The following is a 17,654-nucleotide window of genomic DNA, read 5'->3' as shown; positions in this document are numbered from 1 at the left end:
CGGGGCCTTGTCCCGGCCGTCAAACGCCTCATCTTGTCTGCCGACACTGTCTCGATCCGAGGAGGGGATCCCCATGCGTCATCTCATTGCCGGCCTTGCCGCCGTCGCCGCCATCTCCGCTCCGGCCCTTGCCGAGCTGGAGCTGGGCGATACCGCTCCGGACTTCACCGTCGAGGGCTTCCAGGCCGGCGAGCCGGTCAGCTTCCATCTCGCCGAGGCGCTGGAAAGCGGGCCGGTCGTGGTCTTCTTCTTTCCGGCGGCCTTCACTTCGGGCTGCGAGGCCCAGGCAGCCAGCTTTGCCGAGGCGATCGGCGAGTTCGAGGCCGAGGGTGCGCAGGTGATCGGCATCACCGCGGGCAATACCGACCGTCTCGCCGACTTCTCCACCCAGCACTGTGCGTCGGCCTTCCCGGTCTTCGCCATCGGCGAGGGCATGATGCGCGACTATGATGTGGGCATGCTGATGCGTCCGGGCTGGACTTCGCGCACATCCTACGTGATCGATCAAAATTCGACGATCACGCTGACCTGGTCGGAAATGAACCCCTACGAACACGTCGACCGGACGATTGCGGCGGTTCGGGCGCTGAACGCCGAATAGTCTTGCGTGACGGGCCTGGCGGGGCGCCGCTGCGGGCTGTGGACATAAGGGGATTTGCATGTTGCGCTGCGGCGAAGCACGCCTAACTTAACCCCGACCGATCCTCAGGAAACCCCGCCATGTCCGACACTGTCGTCCTGTTCGAAAATGTGCACCCGCTCGCCGACCGCGCCTTCGAGGCGGCCGGTTTGCCCATCGAGCGTCATGCGGCCGCGCTGGCCGTCTCCGACCTGCACGACCGGCTGTCCGGCGCGCTTCTGGCCGGCATCCGCTCGCGCACCAGGATGGACAAGGCGGCCTTCGACGCGGCGCCCGGCCTGCAGGCGCTGGGCTGTTTCTGCATCGGCACCAACCAGGTCGACCTGGACACGGCCGAAGCGCGCGGCATCCCCGTCTTCAACGGCCCCTTCGGCAACACCCGCTCGGTCGCAGAACTGACCCTCGCCTCGGTGATCATGCTGATGCGCGGCATCCCCGCCCGCTCCTCGGCGGCCAAGCGCGGCGAGTGGCAGAAATCGGCGACGGATTCCCACGAGGTGCGCGCCAAGAAGCTGGGCATTGTCGGGTACGGCAATATCGGTTCCCAGCTGTCCGTGCTCGCCAGCGCGCTGGGCATGCATGTCTATTTCTACGACATCGAACCCAAGCTGGCGCACGGCAATGCACGGTCCTGCGGCTCGCTGGACGAGCTGCTGGAAATCTCCGACGTGGTGACGCTGCACGTCCCCTCGACCGAGCAGACCCGCAACATCATGAACCGCGATGCCATCGCGAAGATGAAAAAGGGCGCCATCCTGATCAACCAGGCGCGCGGTGACCTTGTCGATATCGATGCCCTGGCCGATGCGCTGGAAAGCGGCGCCCTTCTGGGGGCGGCGGTCGACGTCTTTCCCAAGGAGCCGGCCTCCAAGGACGAAGCCTTCGTTTCGCCGCTGCAACGATTTGAGAATGTGATCCTGACGCCGCATATCGGCGGTTCGACGCTGGAGGCCCAGGCCTCGATCGGCGAGGACGTGTCGAGCAAGCTGGCGCGCTATCTCTCCCAGGGTTCGACCAAGGGCGCGGTGAATGTGCCGGAGATCGAGCCGGGCGAGATCAAGGCCGGCCGGGTGCGTCTCCTGAGCTTCCACGCCAATGCGCCGGGCTTCCTGACGCGGCTCAATGAGTCGATCTCTTCGACTTCGGCCAATATCGCCGCCCAGCGCCTCGAGACGCGCAATGGTCTGGGCTATGTGGTGTCCGATCTGGAAGGCCCGCTGCCGGACGATTTCCTCGACCGCGTCAACGCGCTGGAAGGCTCGATCCGGGCCAGACTGATCCGGCCGTAGGCAGACAAACACGCCTTCTCCCCGGGGAGAAGGTGCCCGAAGGGCGGATGAGGGAAAACCCCGGTGCTGGCGTTTGAAGCGCCAATGGCGGTGTCTCCCCCCTCTCCCTCGATCCCTCTCCCCGGGGAGAGGGAGGAACAGGGCGCCTAAACCCCCAGCAGCTTGCCCAGGCCTTCCACCGTGCGCACATAGTCGGCGCCGGAATACTCGCACGCCGCGACCACGACATCGCGCCGGGCGATCAGGCCGAAGCCGATGAAACGGTCGGCGGCGCCGCTCTCGAAGGCCTCGAAATCGGTCATCCCGTCGCCGACAATGATGGTCTCGCTGCTGGCCGCGGCAATCCGGTCGAGCACTTCGGCCTTGCCGCCATTGCGCGAGAGCGGGCTGTCGATGTCCAGTCCCACCACGCGCTCGTCCTGCCAGACAAAGCGGTTGGCGTGGATATCGCCACGCTGGAAGCCCAGATCGCCCAGCACCGGTTCGATCAGGTCGGCAAAGCCGCCGGAAATGGCGTGGATCTGATCGCCGCGGGCGCGGAGCTTTTTCAGCAGGGGTGCCATGCCCGGGGTGACGCGCTTGCGCAGGCGCTCGGCCATCTCGTCGACCCCGCCCTTGTCGAGCGCCGCCAGCTTCAGCCGCGCTTCCAGGCTGTCACGCAGGGCCATGCGGCCGGTCATGCCGGCATTGGTGATCTCGTGCAGGCGGCGGCGCGCCTCGGCCGCATCCGGCAGGGCCGCCAGCGCGGCCTCAAGGGCCGTGTCCAGGGATTCCACACGCAGCAGTGTTGAATCCACGTCAAAGGCGATCAGTCTTTGCAAGCAAGTGTCCTGTCGTTACGGATGTCAGCGCTTCCCGCCAGCCTCGACGAGACCGGGCCTGCAGGCAACAGGCCTGAGCAATATGAACGTCAGGCCGAAACGCCGGTTCCGATCGGACAGACCACGCCGGTGCCGCCGATACCGCAATAGCCGCCGGGATTTTTCGCGAGGTATTGCTGGTGATAGTCCTCGGCATAGTAGAATTCGCCGGCCGGCTCGATGATCGTCGTGATGGCGCCAAGCCCGGAGCGGTCAAGCTCGGCCTGGTAACGCGCCTGGCTGGCGCGGGCGGCTTCGGCCTGGGCGTCGTCGAGGGTCTGGATAACCGAGCGGTATTGCGTGCCCAGATCATTGCCCTGGCGCATGCCCTGGGTCGGGTCATGACCTTCCCAGAACACTTTCAGGAGATCGTCCAGCGACAGCTGCGCCGGGTCGAACACCACGCGCACCACTTCGGCATGGCCGGTACCGCCCGAGCACACTTCCTCATAGGTCGGATTAGGCGTGCTGCCGCCGGCATAGCCGACCGCCGTGTGCCACACGCCCGGCGTCTGCCAGAACAGGCGTTCCACGCCCCAGAAACAACCCATCCCCAGCACGATTTCCTGCATCGCCTCAGGCGCGGCGGCCTTGAGATCCCGGCCGGTGACGAAATGCGTCGGCGCGGTAGCGATGGCATCGGGACGGCCGGGCAGGGCGCGCTCGGCGGGGATGATCTGAGACTTCCAGACGGGGTCGGACATGGCGGGCTCCAGGGTCGCGCTTTTGCTTGTCAAGATAGGAGCTTGCGCGCCGATTGCCAGCCTCTGCAGCGGCACCGCCCGACGTGCTGACTCAGCCCTTGCCCATTGTGCATCGATGAGTATAGTCCGCGCCTTCTGCGGTGAGGTGGCCGAGTGGTCGAAGGCGCACGCCTGGAACGCGTGTAGGCGGGCAACCGTCTCGTGGGTTCGAATCCCACCCTCACCGCCATATTCCCTGACATTGTAAGAACAACCCGCTCGCGGGCTTCGGGCACGCTGTTGTGGCGGGAGGCCTACACGCCGTTCGACGAGGCGTCAGCAGCCGGCGGCCAATGACAACGGCGAGAGCTATACCGGCCTCATCTACATGCAGGCCCGCTACTACGACCCCGCCATCGGACGCTTCCTCTCCTCGGACCCCGTCGGGTTCGCAAGCGGCGGAACGGCATATTTCAACCGGTATGCGTATGTCGCAAACAACCCGCTGATCCAACGGGTAAGTCTGACACCACCCTCCAGCATGCGCTGCAGTGGCGCGATGCGCAGTTCCCGCGCCATGCCGTGCAGCAGCTGCTCATTGTACTGCGAGTGCGCCGTGTCGGGCCACCGCGCAAGTGGTCGGCACCACGACCGTCGCGTTTGTCGCCAGTCTGTTTTGAATGACGATCAAACCGGTGAGCCTAAAGGACCTCAAGACCGCGCGGGCGCTAAGGGCCGAATTTCCGGTGGGGCTCAACCTGACCGTACAGGTGCTCGCGGTCGCCGGCGTGTTTATGATAATCGGCCAACCGGCGGGACAGCTGACGAGATCATGGAGGATATTCGCGGAGCGGATGGTGCGGAGTCGAATGTCACAGAAGGGGACCACGGAACGGCGTGGCAATTCGCGTGACGCCGCCGGTATGCCGGCTGCCTTTTCGATTTTTTTTGAGAGCTTCTACGGTGCGGGCGGCTTGCAAACGTCCGCTTGTGAAGGACGCGTCGCGTAAGGCGCCTAGAACTCTTGTCAAAAAATGAAATTGACATCATATTTAGTAACATGGCCCGTTTGTGGGCGTGGATAGCAAAGCGATTGCGAGCATGAAGGTCCTCCCACCCTATCTCATCTTCCTCGGTGATGCGCCGGACCGTCTGATCGCCAAGACCGGGGCGGGGATCGCCGACTGGGCGCCGGAACGCTGTGCGGGGCAGCTGCGCCTGAGCGCCGGGACTGTCGATCTCGGCCTGCCCGACATGACGATCGAGGCCGCGCGGGCGGCGGGCGTGAAAACGCTGGTGGTGGGCACGGCCAGCCCGGGCGGTGCTATGGACGACCGCTGGCTCGATGTGTTCCGCGCCGCGCTTGAGGCTGGTCTGGATATTGCCGCGGGCTTGCACATCCGGCTCAACTCACTCGGCGCGCTGCGTGCTCTGGCCGACGCGACGGGGTGTAAACTCACGGACCTGCGCGACCCGCCGCCGGGTCTGCCGATCGGCAGCGGACTGCCGCGTTCGGGGCATCGTGTGCTAACTGTCGGTACGGACTGCGCCGTGGGCAAGAAGTATACGGCCCTCGCCCTCTGGCGGGCCCTGTGCGAACGCGGCGTTGATGCGGACTTTTGTGCGACGGGCCAGACCGGCGTGCTGATCTCCGGCCGCGGCTTTGCCATCGACTCGGTGATTGGCGACTTCATGTCCGGGGCCGCCGAAGTGCTGGCGCCGGCGGCCGGAGCGGATCACTGGGACGTGATCGAGGGGCAGGGCTCGCTCTTCCATCCCGCCTATGCAGGCGTGTCGCTCGGTCTGCTACACGGCGCCCAACCGGAAGCCGTCGTGCTCTGCCACCAGGCGGGCCGCGACAAGATCGCATTCTTCGACGGTTATCCCACGCCGGCGCTGGAGACCGCGATCGCCCGTAATCTGGAGGCGGCCCGGCTGACCAGTCCGGACTGTTACTGCGCAGGGGTCAGTCTGAACACCGCGGGCCTGGACGCTGCGGCGGCAGAGGCGCTGATCGCGGAGACTGCGGCTCGGTTGGGTCTGCCGGTCATCGATCCGGTCCGCACCGGCGGCGGTGCGATCGCCGATCGGCTACTGCAGGGCAGGGGCGAGGCGTAATGCGCCTGACCGTCGAGCTCCACCGGTTTTCGCTGAAGGCCCCGTTCCGTATTGCAAGCGCCGTCTTCGATGCCACCCATGCGCTCATCGTCACGGCCGAGGAGGGTCGCCATCGCGGCCGGGGCGAGGCCGAGGGCGTCTTCTATTGCGGCGAGACGGCGCAGAGCATTCTGGACGAGACGCGAGCCTTAATCGCCGCGTACCCGGACGGCATCACGCGCGATGCACTGCAGACTGTCCTGCCGCCGGGCGGCGCACGCAATGCTGTCGACTGCGCCCTTTGGGATCTGGAGGCGAAGCGGAGCGGACGGTCGATCTGGGCCCTGACCGGCGTCGAGCCGCGCCCGTTGACCACTGCCGTCACCATCGGTCTGGAGCCGGACCCGGAGATGATGGCGGACAAGGCCCGACGGGCCGGCCCGGTTCCGGTGCTCAAGGTTAAGCTGAATGCCGACCGCCCGGTCGAGCGGATCGAGGCGATCCGCGCCGTGCGGCCCGACGCGGTCCTGGTTGTCGATGTGAATGAAGGCTGGACGATCGAACAGCTTCGCGACGTGGCGCCCGCCATGGCGCGCCTGGGCGTGGAAATGCTCGAACAGCCGCTGCCGCGCGGCCAGGATGCGGCACTGGATGGTTACGTCTCGCCGGTGCCCCTGTGTGCCGACGAAAGCTGCCTCCACAGTGGCGAACTCGACGTCGTGCGCGGCCGCTACCAACGCATCAACATCAAGCTCGACAAGACCGGTGGGTTGACAGAAGCGCTGCGCCTGGCGCGGTCGGCGCGCGCGGAGGAACTGGGCCTGATGGTCGGTAACATGATGGGGACCTCGCTGGCGATGGCGCCCAGCTTCGTCGTCGGTTGCCTGTGCGACTTCGTGGATATCGACGGTCCCGTTCTTCTGGCACAGGACTGGCCGAACGGGCTCAGATACGAGACCGGCCGGGTCGATCCGCCCCGGCCGGAACTCTGGGGCTAGGCAGAGAGCAAGCGAGCGGGAAGCGATGGGCACAGGCAAAAACAGCATCGACTGGACAGAGCCGGAGAAGCGCTCCGAGCCTGCCTACATGGAGGCCACGACCTTACTCAATGCGTCTTCCGACGCGGATGCCCTGGCAACCGGGCGCATCATGGATTGCGAGATTGCACTTTTCGGCGTTCCCTTCGATCTGGGTGTCACCAACCGTCCGGGCGCGCGCTTCGGGCCGCGGGCCCTGCGCGCGATCGAGCGGGTAGGCCCCTATAATCACATCCACAGGCTGAACCCGTTCGAACGATTCAGAATACTGGATATTGGCGACACGCCGTTCCGGTCGCGCTATGATATTGAACGCGGGCATGCCGATATCGAGGATTTCGTCCGGGCCGTTTCTGCTGCGGATTGCCGGCCGGTGGCAATCGGCGGCGATCATTCGATTACGCTTCCGATCCTGAAGGCACTCGGCCGCTCGCAGCCACTTGGCCTGATTCATATCGATGCTCATTGCGATACGGAAGGCCCGATCGACGGACTCAAATTCCATCATGGCGGCCCATTCAGGGAGGCCGTGCTGGAGGGAGTTCTGGATCCAGCCCGTACGATCCAGATCGGCATACGTGGTGCTGCCGAGCCGGCGTGGACATTCTCCTACGAGTGCGGAATGACCGTCGTGCATGCCGAAGCACTGCGCCGCCGTGGCATTGCCGATGTGGTGGACCAGGCTCGAAGGATCGTGGGGGACGGCCCAGTTTATGTGAGCTTCGATATTGATGCCCTCGACCCGAGCGTGGCGCCAGGTACGGGCACGCCGGAACCAGGGGGGCTCAGCGCCGGCGATGCGATAGATCTGCTCACCGGGCTGGCAGGGCTCGACATTGTCGGCGGTGACGTCGTCGAGGTGGCGCCCATGTATGACGCCAATGACTGCACAGCGTTAGTGGCAGCACAGATAATGTTCGAAATCGTCTGTCTTGTCGCGATGGCGCCGCTTCAGCGCGCGGCTTTGTCTCGCCAGACGCAGGGATGACGAGGTCCGCCATACGCCTCGCCTTCTACTAGCCCGGAACTGTCCGTGGGAATGGCTATTTCTCCGGCATGCTTTTCATAGCGGGCATCGTCGCCCAGCCAGCGCGTCGACAGGACCCGCCGGCGCCCGGCGCTGGGATTGGCCGGCGCGCCATGCACCAGCATCGCCTGGAACACCACGCAGTCGCCGGGTTCCAGATCCCAGGACACGATGTCATAGGCCGACCGGTCAGCCTCGATATCGGGCAGGCTGGGCAGGCCGGTTCCGGCATAGGGAGTGCCGTCTGCGAAATGGGTGGGATTGAAGGTCTGGTCCCAGCGATGGCTGCCGCGGACGAATTCCAGCGACACCTCGCTGGGTACCGGATCCAGCGGCATCCAGATCGAGCAGACCTGGAATCCGCTGACGGCCCAGTAGGGCTGGTCCTGATGCCAGGGCGTGCGCTGCTGACTGCCCGGCTCCTTCACCAGCATCTGGTCGTAGAGAAAGGTCGCCGTGGACGACCCCATCGTCCGGCCGGCGATCTCGGCGGCGGGCGAGTTCATGACGAAGTCCCGGAACGGGTCCAGGCGCGTCCACATGTCCAGATCGCCGAAGAAGCGCTCGGCCCCGGCCGGGCCGTAGCGCTCGCCGTGGGGGCCGGGCGCGTCGAGCGCCTGGCGAACCCCCTCGGCCACGGTCTCGATCCACGCCGGCGCGAAGGCGCCGCGCAGCACGCAGACACCGTCGCGTGCGTAGTCTGCCTTCGCGTCGTCGTCGATCATCCCGCCTACTCCCCAGCTGCGCGGACGAAGGGAATGCCGCCGCCCAGCCAGTCGACCGTCAGGTCTCCCGGCGTGCCGGTATCCGGCGCGAAGCTGAACACCATCTCGTCGTCATGGGCAGCCAGGAAGGTACGGCCCTCCAGGTGAAGCAGCGGAATGGCCGGGCCCTGGGCATCGACACCGCCGATGCGGAAGGCGATTCCGCCCTCGCGCGGCAGAATGCCGATACGGTCGATGCCGATCCGCATATAGCTGGCGTCGTAATTGCCGGCGATGGCCGCGATCTCGCTGTCGGCCAGCGGCGCCATCGACGGTGCGGGCCGCGGCTGGTCGAAGACGATGCGGGCGATCTTCTGTTCCAGCCCGACCGGCGTGGGCGCCACGTCGCGCGTGCTGCCCATCACCACGATCGAGAGATCGTCGTCGGGATAGTATGACATGTAGGCCGCGAACCCGTCGATATCGCCGGCATGGGCGATCTTGCGATGGCCTTCCCAGTCGCGGATCACCAGCGCGCCGAGCGCATAGGCCAGCGTGTCGTCGCCCAGTTCGACCTGCTCGTAAAGCATGTCGCGGACCGCGTCGCCGAACACGTTCTGGCGTTGCACCTGGTCGATATAGTCCTGGATGTCTTGGACGGTGGACAGAAGGGCACCGGCCGAGAAGGGCACCAGCGGATCGAGCTGGGGCGCATTGCGGAAGCCGTCCTCGCCGACGACATAACCCTCGGCCCGGCCCTCGATCACGGGCTCGTAGCCCGCATAGTAGGTGCGGTCGAGGCCGAGCGGTTCCAGCACGCGCTCGGCGAGCGCGGCGTCATAGGTCTGCCCGGTTACCGCCTCGATGATCAGACCGAGCGTATAGGTGCCAGAATTGGAATACGAAAACGCCGTTCCCGGTTCGAACATCAGGTCGGCATCCTCGAAATAGTCGCGCATGACGTCGCGCGTGACGGTGCGCTGGCTGCCCTGGGGGAAGTCCGGCAGGGCGGTGTAGTTCACCAGCCCGGCCGTGTGGTTCATCAGATAGCGCACCGGCAGATCCCGGGCCGGCCCGGAATAGTCTGGCAGGTAGGTGGAGATCGGCGCCTCGATGTTGATCCGGCCCTCGGCCGCGAGCTGGGCGATCAGGAGGGCGGTGAAGGATTTCGTGATGGAGCCGATCTGGAACACCGTGTCCGGCGTGGCCGCGGCGTGCTGTTCCAGGTCCGCCTCGCCGTAGGCCGCCTCGTAGATGAGGGTGTCGCCGCGGCGCACGGATACCGCAAGGCCCGGATAGGGCGCCGACGACTGGGCATCGGCGACCAGGGCGTCGATGGCGGCGGTGTGGAGATCGGCTGCGGGCTGCGCGGTGGCGCAACCGGCGAGCAGGCTGCCGGTGGCGGCGAGGGCCGTCATGGCGGCCGGCAGGGCAAGTCTCTGGATCATGGCGTGTGTCCTTGTGTGTGGATCAGTCTTCGAGCCGGCCGTAGCGGGCGAGAATCTCGCGAACCCGGTCGTGGGGCAGGCCGTAGACGTGCGAATTGCCCCGCCCGGTCGTGTCCTTGCCGGCGACGAGCGCGTTGAGAATGGCTTCCTCGGTGGCCTGCACGACGCCGTCAAACAGCGGGTCGAGCGCTTCGCCGGGAATGCTCTGATAGTCGAGCGGCGCGCTCGCGCCGAGCGTCACCGGATTGGCGGTGGTGAAGGCGAGGAAGATGTCGCCGGAGCTGGAATCGCCCTGTCCGCCGGTGCGGCCCATTCCGATCGTGGCGCGGCGCGCCAGGCGGCGCAGCTGGTCGGGCAGCAGCGGTGCATCGGTGGCGATCACGATGATGATCGAACCGTCGCCCTCGCCGGCCGCATCGGCCTGGCTGGCGCGGCGCGGCATCAGGTCGTCGATCTCCCGGCCGGCCGGCGTGCCGGCGATGCGCAACTGGTCGCGCACGCCATGATTCGCCTGGACGAGCACGCCGACGGTGAAGGCGATGTCCTCGCCGTAGTGCACGACGCGCGACGACGTGCCGATACCGCATTTGAAGTAGTAGCAGACCATGCCGGTTCCGCCGCCGACAGAGCCTTCCGCGACCGGTCCGGTACGGGCGGCGTCCAGCGCCGCTACGACATGCTCGGGGGTCAGGGCCATGCTCCAGACATCGCTCAGCCCGCCATCATAGGTTTCCGCCACGACCGGCAGGACGCGGCTGAAGCGCACGGTGGGATCGTCGAAATTCTGCGCGGTCCAGTCCAGGATGCCGTCGCGGGCGGCGCCGACGCCCAGCGTGCCGGTGATCGCGACCGGACCGAAAAAGGCGCCGAACTCGTTGATCAGGTGCGCGCCGGTCATCTCGCCGGTGCCGTTGAAGGAAAAGAGGCCGGCGGCGACGCCGTCGGTCGCCGTGCGGCCGCGCGGGAAGATCGTGGTGACGCCGGTATGCGTATCGTCTTCGTTGAGGTTGAACTGGCCGACCTCGACGCCCGCCACATCGGTGATGGCATTGAGCGGTCCGGTCTCGCCCTCCAGCGGAATGCCGAGGTCGCGGGCCCGGGGCGCATCCTGGGCGCAGGCCGCCGAGGCGATGACAAGGCCGCCGGCAAGGGCGATGGATATCAAGGAATGACTGCTCTTCATGGTCTCATGGTCTCCGGCATGGACAACGGGGTCGGTCCCTTTCGCTGTTCCGGTTCTGGGACAGCAAGGGCTGTTTGAACGGAACAGTGAAAAAAAATGAAATTGACGTCAACCTCATAAAATTGTCAGGATTGCGGCATGAAAGCTTACGTCGCCGCCCTGCGGACGGAAACGAACAGTTTTGTCGCGCGCGCCACGACGCTTGCGGGCTTCCGGGCCGGAGCCTATTCGGCGGCGGGCGAGGGGCGGGTGTGCGCCCCGACCCATCCTGGCTGTAGCGCCATGATTGAGTCGGCACGGGCAGCCGGGATGGAGGTGTACCGAGGACCCGTGGCCTATGCCGTGCCCGGCGGGCCTGTCACGGCCGGGGCCTATGCCGCTCTGAAGCGGGAAATCCTAGACGCCCTGCGTGCCTGCATGCCGGTCGACCTCGTCCTGCTCGACCTGCACGGCGCGATGGCGGCGCATGGCGTGCCGGACTGCGAAGGTGATCTGCTGGCCGCGATCCGCGAGGTCGCCGGCCGGGCCACTGTTGTGGCCGGCCTGCTGGACCTGCATGCCACGCTGAGCTCCGCCATGCTGAACGCGGCGGATCTGCTGCATGCCTACAAGGAATATCCCCATACCGATGTGGCCGAGCGCGGCCGGGAGCTGTTCACCCTCGCACACGCGCTGGTGAAGGGGCAAACGCGACCCGTGGCGGCGGTTGCGGCCTGCCGGGCCCTGGGCGGGTTTCCGACGACGCGCGATCCGATGCGTGCCTTCGTCCGCGCCATGCGGGAGGCCGAGACCGGTGCGGGCGGCGTGCTCTCGGTGTCGCTGATCCACGGATTTCCCTGGAGCGACAGTGCCGACAATGGCGCCAAACTCCTGGTCTATGCGGATGGCGACCGGGCGCTGGCCGATCGGACGGCTCTGGTCCTGGCCGAATACTTCGCTGCCATCGCGGAAGAGGCGGCGGAACGGCCGCTATCCATCGCCGAAGGGTTGGCGCACATCGCCGATCATGCCGGCGAGCGGATCGTGTTGGCCGACGCGTCCGACAATCCCGGCGGCGGTGCCGACGGCGATGCAACGCATCTGGTCGCGGCCCTGCGCGACGCTGGTCACACCGGTATCGGCGTCGCCCTGTTCAACGATCCCGTGTCGCTGAAGGCCTGCCTGAATGCCGGGGCCGGAGCGCGTCTGACGCTGGAGATCGGCGGCCGAATGTCCCGGTTCTCCGGCGCGCCCGTCCGGGTCGACGGGGAGGTTGCGGGACTGGCAGAGCGGATCGAGCGAGGCCCGGCGGACGCGGCCGCGGGCCCGCCGGTCGGACCGGTGGCGCGGTTCAGGACCGGCTTTGCCGATTTCATCCTGTGCGGCAGCCGGCGCGAGGCGCTGTGGCCGGGCCTGTTCACCGCGACCGGCGCCGATCCGTCGGACTACGCCTTGATCGTCCTGAAATCCTCAACCCATTTTCGCGCATCGTTCGCGCCGCTGGCGGACCGGATCTTGTCGATCGGCACGCCCACCGCGATGAATCCGGACCTTGCGAGCCTGCCCTACAAGCATCTTCAGCGGCAGATCTGGCCGGTCGACGAAGTGCTGCCGGCCGCAAGCTTGTTGACAGATTTGCAAAATAAGTGAAACTGATCTCATATTTCGTTTGGGCGTGTTTCGCAGCAGGTTTTCTTGGGGGAATGACCATGAGCCGTACGACTTGGAAACAGGAACTGATCTCGACCGCGGCGAGCGCGGTTCTCGCTGCAGGGCTGGCGACCGTCGCCGCCCAAGCGCAGAATGACGAGACCGCATCGGCCGACGTGATCGTCGTCACCGCGCAGCGGCGCGAGCAGTCGATCCTCGACGTGTCCGCCTCGGTCAGCGCGCTTGGCGCGGCGGAGCTGGAGGAGCGGGGCGTGGAGCGTCTCGACGACATCGCCTCGGTCTTCCCGAACGTCTACATAAATACGGGCAACGGCCTGCGCTCGACGATCATCACGGTGCGCGGCATCTCGTCCAATCCCAACAATCCGGGCGTGGAACAGTCGGTTGGCGTTTTCGTGGATGGCGTCTATCAGGCCCGTCCGACGACAATCAATACCAATCTCTACGATCTGGAGCGAGTCGAGGTGATCCGCGGTCCGCAGGGCGCGCTCTATGGCAAGAACACCATTGCCGGCGCGCTCAACATGATCACCGAAGGGCCTGGCGAGGAGCCCGGCTTCGAGGCAGTGGTCTCGGCTGGCAACTATAGCGCGCTGAGCCTCTATGCCGCCGGAGACGTGATCTTCACGCCCGATGCCCGGGCCCGCGTCTCCGTCTCCTCGCAGACCCGCAGCGGCTACACCGACAACATATTCACCGGCGATGAGCTGGACGACCAGGACGAGCTGGGCGCGCGTCTCACCTTCGTGGCGAATCCGTCCGACACGCTGCAGCTGACCTTCCGGGCCGACATGGCCACGAACGACACCAATGGCGGGTCCTCAGAAATCCTGGCCAATGGCGCCCTGGCGGGCACGCCGCTGGCTGACGCCGATCCGGAAGACCGGCAGGTCGCGCAGGATTTCGGTACCGAACAGACCCGAGATGTTTGGGGCGTGTCGCTGCAGGCCGACTGGGACTTCGACAGCGGCGTGCTGACCTCGCTCACGGCCTTCCGCACTTTCGAGTGGTACAACTCGAACGACAATGATTTCAGCATTCTCAACCAGCTGCGCTCGGGCATCAGCGAGGATCACGAACAATTCTCCCAGGAAATCCGCTTCACCTCGGACACCGGCGGCGTGTTCGACTACATCGTCGGCGGCTTCTTCAGTCACGAGACCTTCGACACCATTTCCAACGCGGTGATCGGGCCTGATCTGGGGATCTACCCCACCGAGGTCAGCGCCGACATTTTCGGCGATCTGGAGACCACCAGCTATGCCGTGTTCGGACAGGGCACGTACCACTTTTCCGATGCGGTCAGCGTGACCGGCGCGCTGCGCTATTCCGAAGACGAGAAGGAAGTCACCCACAGCCAGATCGGCGACCCCTACCAACTTCTCGCCCCGACCCAGCCCGAGCGCAGCTTCTCACGCTCCGACGCTGAAGTGACCCCGTCGATCACGCTGAACTGGGAGCCCAATGCAACCTGGCTGGTCTATGCCTCCTACAGCCGGGGCTACAAGTCGGGCGGCTACAACGTCTTCTCGATCATGCCGAACGACAATGCCGAGTACGACCCCGAATTCGTCAACAGCTACGAGGCGGGTGTGAAGACCACGCTGGCCGGTGGTGCGGTCTATCTGGCCGGCTCGGTGTTCTGGCTCGACTATTCCGACCTGCAAGTGAACCAGCTGATCAATGTGGGCGGCGTGCCGACCTTCACCACCTCCAATGCCGCGACTGCCGAAGCGTCGGGCATCGAGCTGGAAGGCCTCTGGCAGGTCACCGGCGCGCTGTCATTCTCCGGCTCCTACAGCTTCCTGGATGCGAGCTTCGAGGACTTCACCAACGCCACCTCGGCCGGCGCCGACTATTCCGGCAACGATCTGCCGCAGGCGCCCGATCATACACTCTCCCTTGCGGCCGACTTCACAACGCCGGTCGCCGAGGGCATGGAGTTCGTCGCTCACGCCGATCTCAGCTATCGCAGCTCGCTCTTCTTCGGTCCGGAGAACAATCCGGACTACAGCCAGGACGATGTGACGCTCGTCAATGCGCGGGCGGGCTTCACCTTCCAGGACAACCGCTGGAGCGTGATGCTGTGGGGACGCAATATCGGCGACGAAATCTATGCGGTGCGCCGCAGCGCCGGCGTGATCATCCCCGGACAGCAGATCCAGGCGCTCGGTGCCCCGCAGACCTGGGGTGTCGAACTGCGCGGCCGCTTCTAGACACCGGAGCCCACGCCCCGTGCTCAAACCCCTCGCCATTCTGGCGCCCCTGGCCGCGATCGCCGCCGGCGCCGGCTTGGCCTGGGCGCTCGGCGCGGCCGGGATACTGGCTTTCCCCGCGCTGGGGCAGGAGGCCTTTCTCGCCGCTCTGCCCCGGCGTGCCTTTTCCCAGCTCGATGTGTTCGCACTGATGGCGATGCCGCTTTTCGTACTGGTGGGCGAGCTGATGAACCGGGGCGGCGTCACGCGCGCCCTGATAGACTTTTCCGCGCTTCTAGTCGGCCGTGCCCGCGGCGGGCTGGGGCATGTAAACATCGCGACCTCGCTGTTCTTCGCCGGCGTGTCCGGATCGGCCATGGCGGATGCCGCGGCACTGTCGACGACGCTGGTCCCTGCCATGCGCGAGCGCGGATACACGGCTGACTATGCGGGCGCGATCACGGCGGCCTCCTCGATGATCGGGCCGATCATCCCGCCCAGCATCATCCTGATCTTCTACGGCGCCATCATGGGCGTCGACGTGGCGGCGCTATTTGCCGCGGCGATCGTGCCCGGCCTGGTGCTCGCCGCCGGCCTGTTCGCCGCCAATGCCGTCTTCGCGCGGCTGGGCGATCATCCGGCCGCCGAGCGGCGCCCGCCGGCCGTCGCAACCACCGTGCAAGCGGCCCCGTCGCTGCTGATGCCGGTGGTGATCCTCGCAGGCATCGTCTTCGGCCTGGTCACCCCGACCGAGGCCGGCGCCCTGGCCGTGCTCGCCGCGCTGGCTGCGGCGGCGATCTACCGCACACTGGACTGGTCGATGCTGCGCGACTCCATCGGCGGGGCGACGCGGCTGACCGGCGCGATCTTCTCGCTCCTGGTCGCTGGCGCGGCGGCCAACTTCCTGGCGTCGCTGATGGGCGTGCCCGAACTGGTGCGCGCCTGGACCGAGGGGCTGGGCGTCGGGCTCGACACCTTCCTGCTGATCCTGATCGGCGTCTTCCTGGTCAGCGGCATGATCCTGGACACCCAGATCGCCCTGGTACTGATCGCGCCCATCCTGGCGCCGGCCGCCTACGTGCTCGGCGCCGACCCGGTGCATCTGGGTGTGATGATCTGCCTGGCCATCACGATGGGCCTCATCACGCCGCCCCTGGGCGGCGCCGTGCTGATCGTCTCCTCAGTGACCGGGGCGTCCTATTGGCGGCTGATGCGGGCGATCGCGCCTTTCATCGTGCTGGAGATCGCGATCCTGCTCTTCCTGACCTTCACGCCGGACCTCATCCTGGCGCTGCCGCGCGCCCTGGGGCTGGCATGAGCCGGGGCCGGACACGCCGGGCGGTGCTCGCCGCCGGCGGGGCGTTGGCCGTGACGGCCTGCGGGGCCCCGGGACCGCGGCGTGACGTGCTGGCGGCGCTGGCCGGCGCAGCGAATTCGCCGGTCAACGGCGTGTGGATCTGGATGGACGCCTTCGCGCGCACGCTCAACGCGGCCGGGATGAGCGTCGAGGTCTCGGCCAATTCCGCGCTCGGCAGCGAACCGGACCGCACCGAGATGACGGGGCTGGGCCTGCTGCACGCCAATGACGCCGGCATCACCGAACTGGTGGCTTATTCCGACGCCTATCGCGCGCCGGGCCTGCCTTTCCTCCTGGACGATATCGGCCATTTCGAACGCTTCATCGCCGCGCCGGCCTTCCGCGCCTGGCTGGCGCGCGAGCTCGATCCGGCGGGGCTGGTCTTCGCCGATGCGGCTCTGCTGGGCGGGATGAGCGGACTGTTCACGGCGCGCACGCCGATTCACGCGATCGCGGATGTGGAACGCTTGCGCCTGCGGGCGATGGGTCGGCTCGACCTCCTGATGATCGAGGCGTTGGGCGCCTCGGGCGTGCAGGTGGCTTGGGAGGAGGTGCCCCAGGCATTGCAGACCGGCATCGCCCAGGGCTATTTCAATCCGCCGCTTGCGCCGGTCCTGTTCGGACACGGCTCGCAGATTGGCTATTTCCTCGACCTCAACATGAGCGCCGCGCATCGTGCCGTGGTGCTGTCGGTGCGCTGGCTGGAGACGTTGACGCCGGAACATCGCGCCGTCGTCGACCGGGCCGTGGCGGCCGGGCGTCAGGCAAATCGCGACTGGGCCCTGAATGGCCGGGAGCGGGAAATGGCGGCGCTGGCGGAGATCGATATCGAGGTGATCGAACCGGATCCCGCCCTGCGCCGCATCTTCGCCGAGCGTGTGCGGGCCGCCTATCCGCGCATGGCGCCGCCGGAGGCGGTGGCGCGTTTTGTCGAACTGGCGCAGGAGACACGGGCATGAGCGGCACCGCGCACCGCATCGCGGCCGGACTGGAGCGGGTCGCCGGGGCGCTGAACCGTTTCGTCTGGGCCGGCGCGGCGGGATTTCTCGTCCTGATGCTGGGGCTGGTCTTCATCCAGATCGTCGGCCGCTACGGTTTCAGCGATGCGCCGTCCTGGACCGAGGAGGGCGCGCGCTATGCGATGGTGTGGAGCGGACTTCTGGGCGGTGTGGTGGCTTTCCACCAGGATGCCGACCCGGTGCTGGTCCAGGTCACTGACCGGCATCCCCTGTGGTTGCGTCGCCTGCGGGCTTGGTCGGGCAGTGCCTGCATCGTGGTCTTCCTCGGTGTGCTTCTGGTGAACTCGCTCGGTTTCGTGGCTCGGGCCTCGGCCCGCCATACCGAATCACTGGACTGGAATCTCGGCATCGTGGTGGGGATCCTGCCGCTCTATGCCGGCCTGGTCATGATCCAGGCTGTGCTGAAACTGGCAATTTTCGAGCTGCGTGCCGCCGGTGGCGGCGCGGTCGCGGATGAGGGGTAAC

General features: G+C 66.5%; 15 protein-coding genes, 1 tRNA gene and 1 pseudogene. 12 read left to right on the top strand and 5 right to left on the bottom strand.

What is annotated here, in order from left to right:
- Nucleotides 1-73: 73 nt before the first annotated feature.
- Both PKE71_RS14255 and serA read left to right on the top strand, forming a co-directional pair.
- Nucleotides 74-601: a peroxiredoxin gene (locus tag PKE71_RS14255; protein ID WP_271187662.1), complete on the top strand. Its 528-nt coding sequence runs from the start codon at nucleotides 74-76 to the stop codon at nucleotides 599-601.
- 119 nt (nucleotides 602-720) lie between these two features.
- Entirely contained in the window at nucleotides 721-1,929 is a 1,209-nt protein-coding gene (gene serA / locus PKE71_RS14250; protein WP_271187661.1) for a phosphoglycerate dehydrogenase, read from the top strand.
- A gap of 146 nt (nucleotides 1,930-2,075) precedes the next feature.
- On the opposite strand, the gene PKE71_RS14245 is transcribed toward serA, so the two are convergent.
- Together PKE71_RS14245 and msrA are read right to left on the bottom strand one after the other, a co-directional pair.
- A complete protein-coding gene (locus tag PKE71_RS14245; RefSeq protein ID WP_271187660.1) occupies nucleotides 2,076-2,750 on the bottom strand; it encodes an HAD-IB family phosphatase in 675 nt (224 codons plus the stop codon).
- 89 nt (nucleotides 2,751-2,839) lie between these two features.
- Complete coding sequence (msrA, locus tag PKE71_RS14240; protein ID WP_271187659.1) at nucleotides 2,840-3,493, bottom strand: peptide-methionine (S)-S-oxide reductase MsrA; 654 nt, start codon at nucleotides 3,491-3,493, stop codon at nucleotides 2,840-2,842.
- A gap of 139 nt (nucleotides 3,494-3,632) precedes the next feature.
- Here msrA and PKE71_RS14235 point away from each other — a divergent pair.
- From PKE71_RS14235 to speB, 5 genes and pseudogenes are all read left to right on the top strand, one after another.
- Nucleotides 3,633-3,722 (top strand) — tRNA-Ser (locus tag PKE71_RS14235).
- A 129-nt stretch (nucleotides 3,723-3,851) separates the two neighbouring features.
- A pseudogene (locus tag PKE71_RS17650) lies at nucleotides 3,852-4,385 on the top strand (RHS repeat-associated core domain-containing protein); the annotation flags it as partial.
- A gap of 188 nt (nucleotides 4,386-4,573) precedes the next feature.
- The gene (locus PKE71_RS14230; protein WP_271187658.1) at nucleotides 4,574-5,590 is read left to right on the top strand and encodes a DUF1611 domain-containing protein; all 1,017 of its coding nucleotides are present in this window, start codon (nucleotides 4,574-4,576) and stop codon (nucleotides 5,588-5,590) included.
- Nucleotides 5,590-6,567 (top strand): N-acetyl-D-Glu racemase DgcA, encoded by a 978-nt coding sequence (gene dgcA / locus PKE71_RS14225; protein ID WP_271187657.1) that lies wholly within the window; start codon nucleotides 5,590-5,592, stop codon nucleotides 6,565-6,567. The genes PKE71_RS14230 and dgcA overlap by 1 nt, the downstream gene beginning before the upstream one ends.
- Before the next feature lie 25 nt (nucleotides 6,568-6,592).
- Complete coding sequence (speB, locus tag PKE71_RS14220) at nucleotides 6,593-7,594, top strand: agmatinase (protein ID WP_271187656.1); 1,002 nt, start codon at nucleotides 6,593-6,595, stop codon at nucleotides 7,592-7,594.
- Here the strand turns inward: speB and PKE71_RS14215 are convergent.
- The 3 genes from PKE71_RS14215 to PKE71_RS14205 are packed head-to-tail and all read right to left on the bottom strand — an operon-like array spanning nucleotide 7,558 to nucleotide 10,968.
- Nucleotides 7,558-8,358, bottom strand: coding sequence for a phytanoyl-CoA dioxygenase family protein (locus tag PKE71_RS14215; protein ID WP_271187655.1), 801 nt, complete (start codon nucleotides 8,356-8,358; stop codon nucleotides 7,558-7,560). The two genes, speB and PKE71_RS14215, sit on opposite strands and share 37 nt — an antisense overlap.
- Before the next feature lie 5 nt (nucleotides 8,359-8,363).
- On the bottom strand, nucleotides 8,364-9,785 hold the full coding sequence (locus PKE71_RS14210; protein WP_271187654.1) for a serine hydrolase domain-containing protein: 1,422 nt from the start codon (nucleotides 9,783-9,785) through the stop codon (nucleotides 8,364-8,366).
- Nucleotides 9,786-9,807: 22 nt separating this feature from the next.
- Nucleotides 9,808-10,968, bottom strand: coding sequence for a DmpA family aminopeptidase (locus tag PKE71_RS14205; protein WP_271187653.1), 1,161 nt, complete (start codon nucleotides 10,966-10,968; stop codon nucleotides 9,808-9,810).
- Between the two features lie 138 nt (nucleotides 10,969-11,106).
- On the opposite strand from PKE71_RS14205, the gene PKE71_RS14200 reads away from it, so the two are divergent.
- From PKE71_RS14200 to PKE71_RS14180, 5 genes are read left to right on the top strand one after another with little or no spacing between them, the layout of a single operon-like run.
- On the top strand, nucleotides 11,107-12,597 hold the full coding sequence (locus PKE71_RS14200) for a M81 family metallopeptidase (RefSeq protein WP_271187652.1): 1,491 nt from the start codon (nucleotides 11,107-11,109) through the stop codon (nucleotides 12,595-12,597).
- Between the two features lie 59 nt (nucleotides 12,598-12,656).
- Nucleotides 12,657-14,834: a TonB-dependent receptor gene (locus tag PKE71_RS14195; RefSeq protein ID WP_271187651.1), complete on the top strand. Its 2,178-nt coding sequence runs from the start codon at nucleotides 12,657-12,659 to the stop codon at nucleotides 14,832-14,834.
- A 19-nt stretch (nucleotides 14,835-14,853) separates the two neighbouring features.
- Nucleotides 14,854-16,131 (top strand): TRAP transporter large permease, encoded by a 1,278-nt coding sequence (locus PKE71_RS14190; protein ID WP_271187650.1) that lies wholly within the window; start codon nucleotides 14,854-14,856, stop codon nucleotides 16,129-16,131.
- On the top strand, nucleotides 16,128-17,129 hold the full coding sequence (locus tag PKE71_RS14185; RefSeq protein WP_271187649.1) for a TRAP transporter substrate-binding protein: 1,002 nt from the start codon (nucleotides 16,128-16,130) through the stop codon (nucleotides 17,127-17,129). Before PKE71_RS14190 ends, PKE71_RS14185 begins: the two co-directional genes overlap by 4 nt.
- Complete coding sequence (locus tag PKE71_RS14180; RefSeq protein WP_271187648.1) at nucleotides 17,126-17,653, top strand: TRAP transporter small permease; 528 nt, start codon at nucleotides 17,126-17,128, stop codon at nucleotides 17,651-17,653. Before PKE71_RS14185 ends, PKE71_RS14180 begins: the two co-directional genes overlap by 4 nt.
- Nucleotide 17,654: the final 1 nt, after the last annotated feature.

The organism is Maricaulis virginensis (assembly GCF_027922185.1).
Lineage (GTDB): Bacteria > Pseudomonadota > Alphaproteobacteria > Caulobacterales > Maricaulaceae > Maricaulis > Maricaulis virginensis.
The sequence above is the reverse complement of the archived record's forward strand: the minus strand, read 5'-3'. Positions and strand labels throughout refer to the sequence as shown.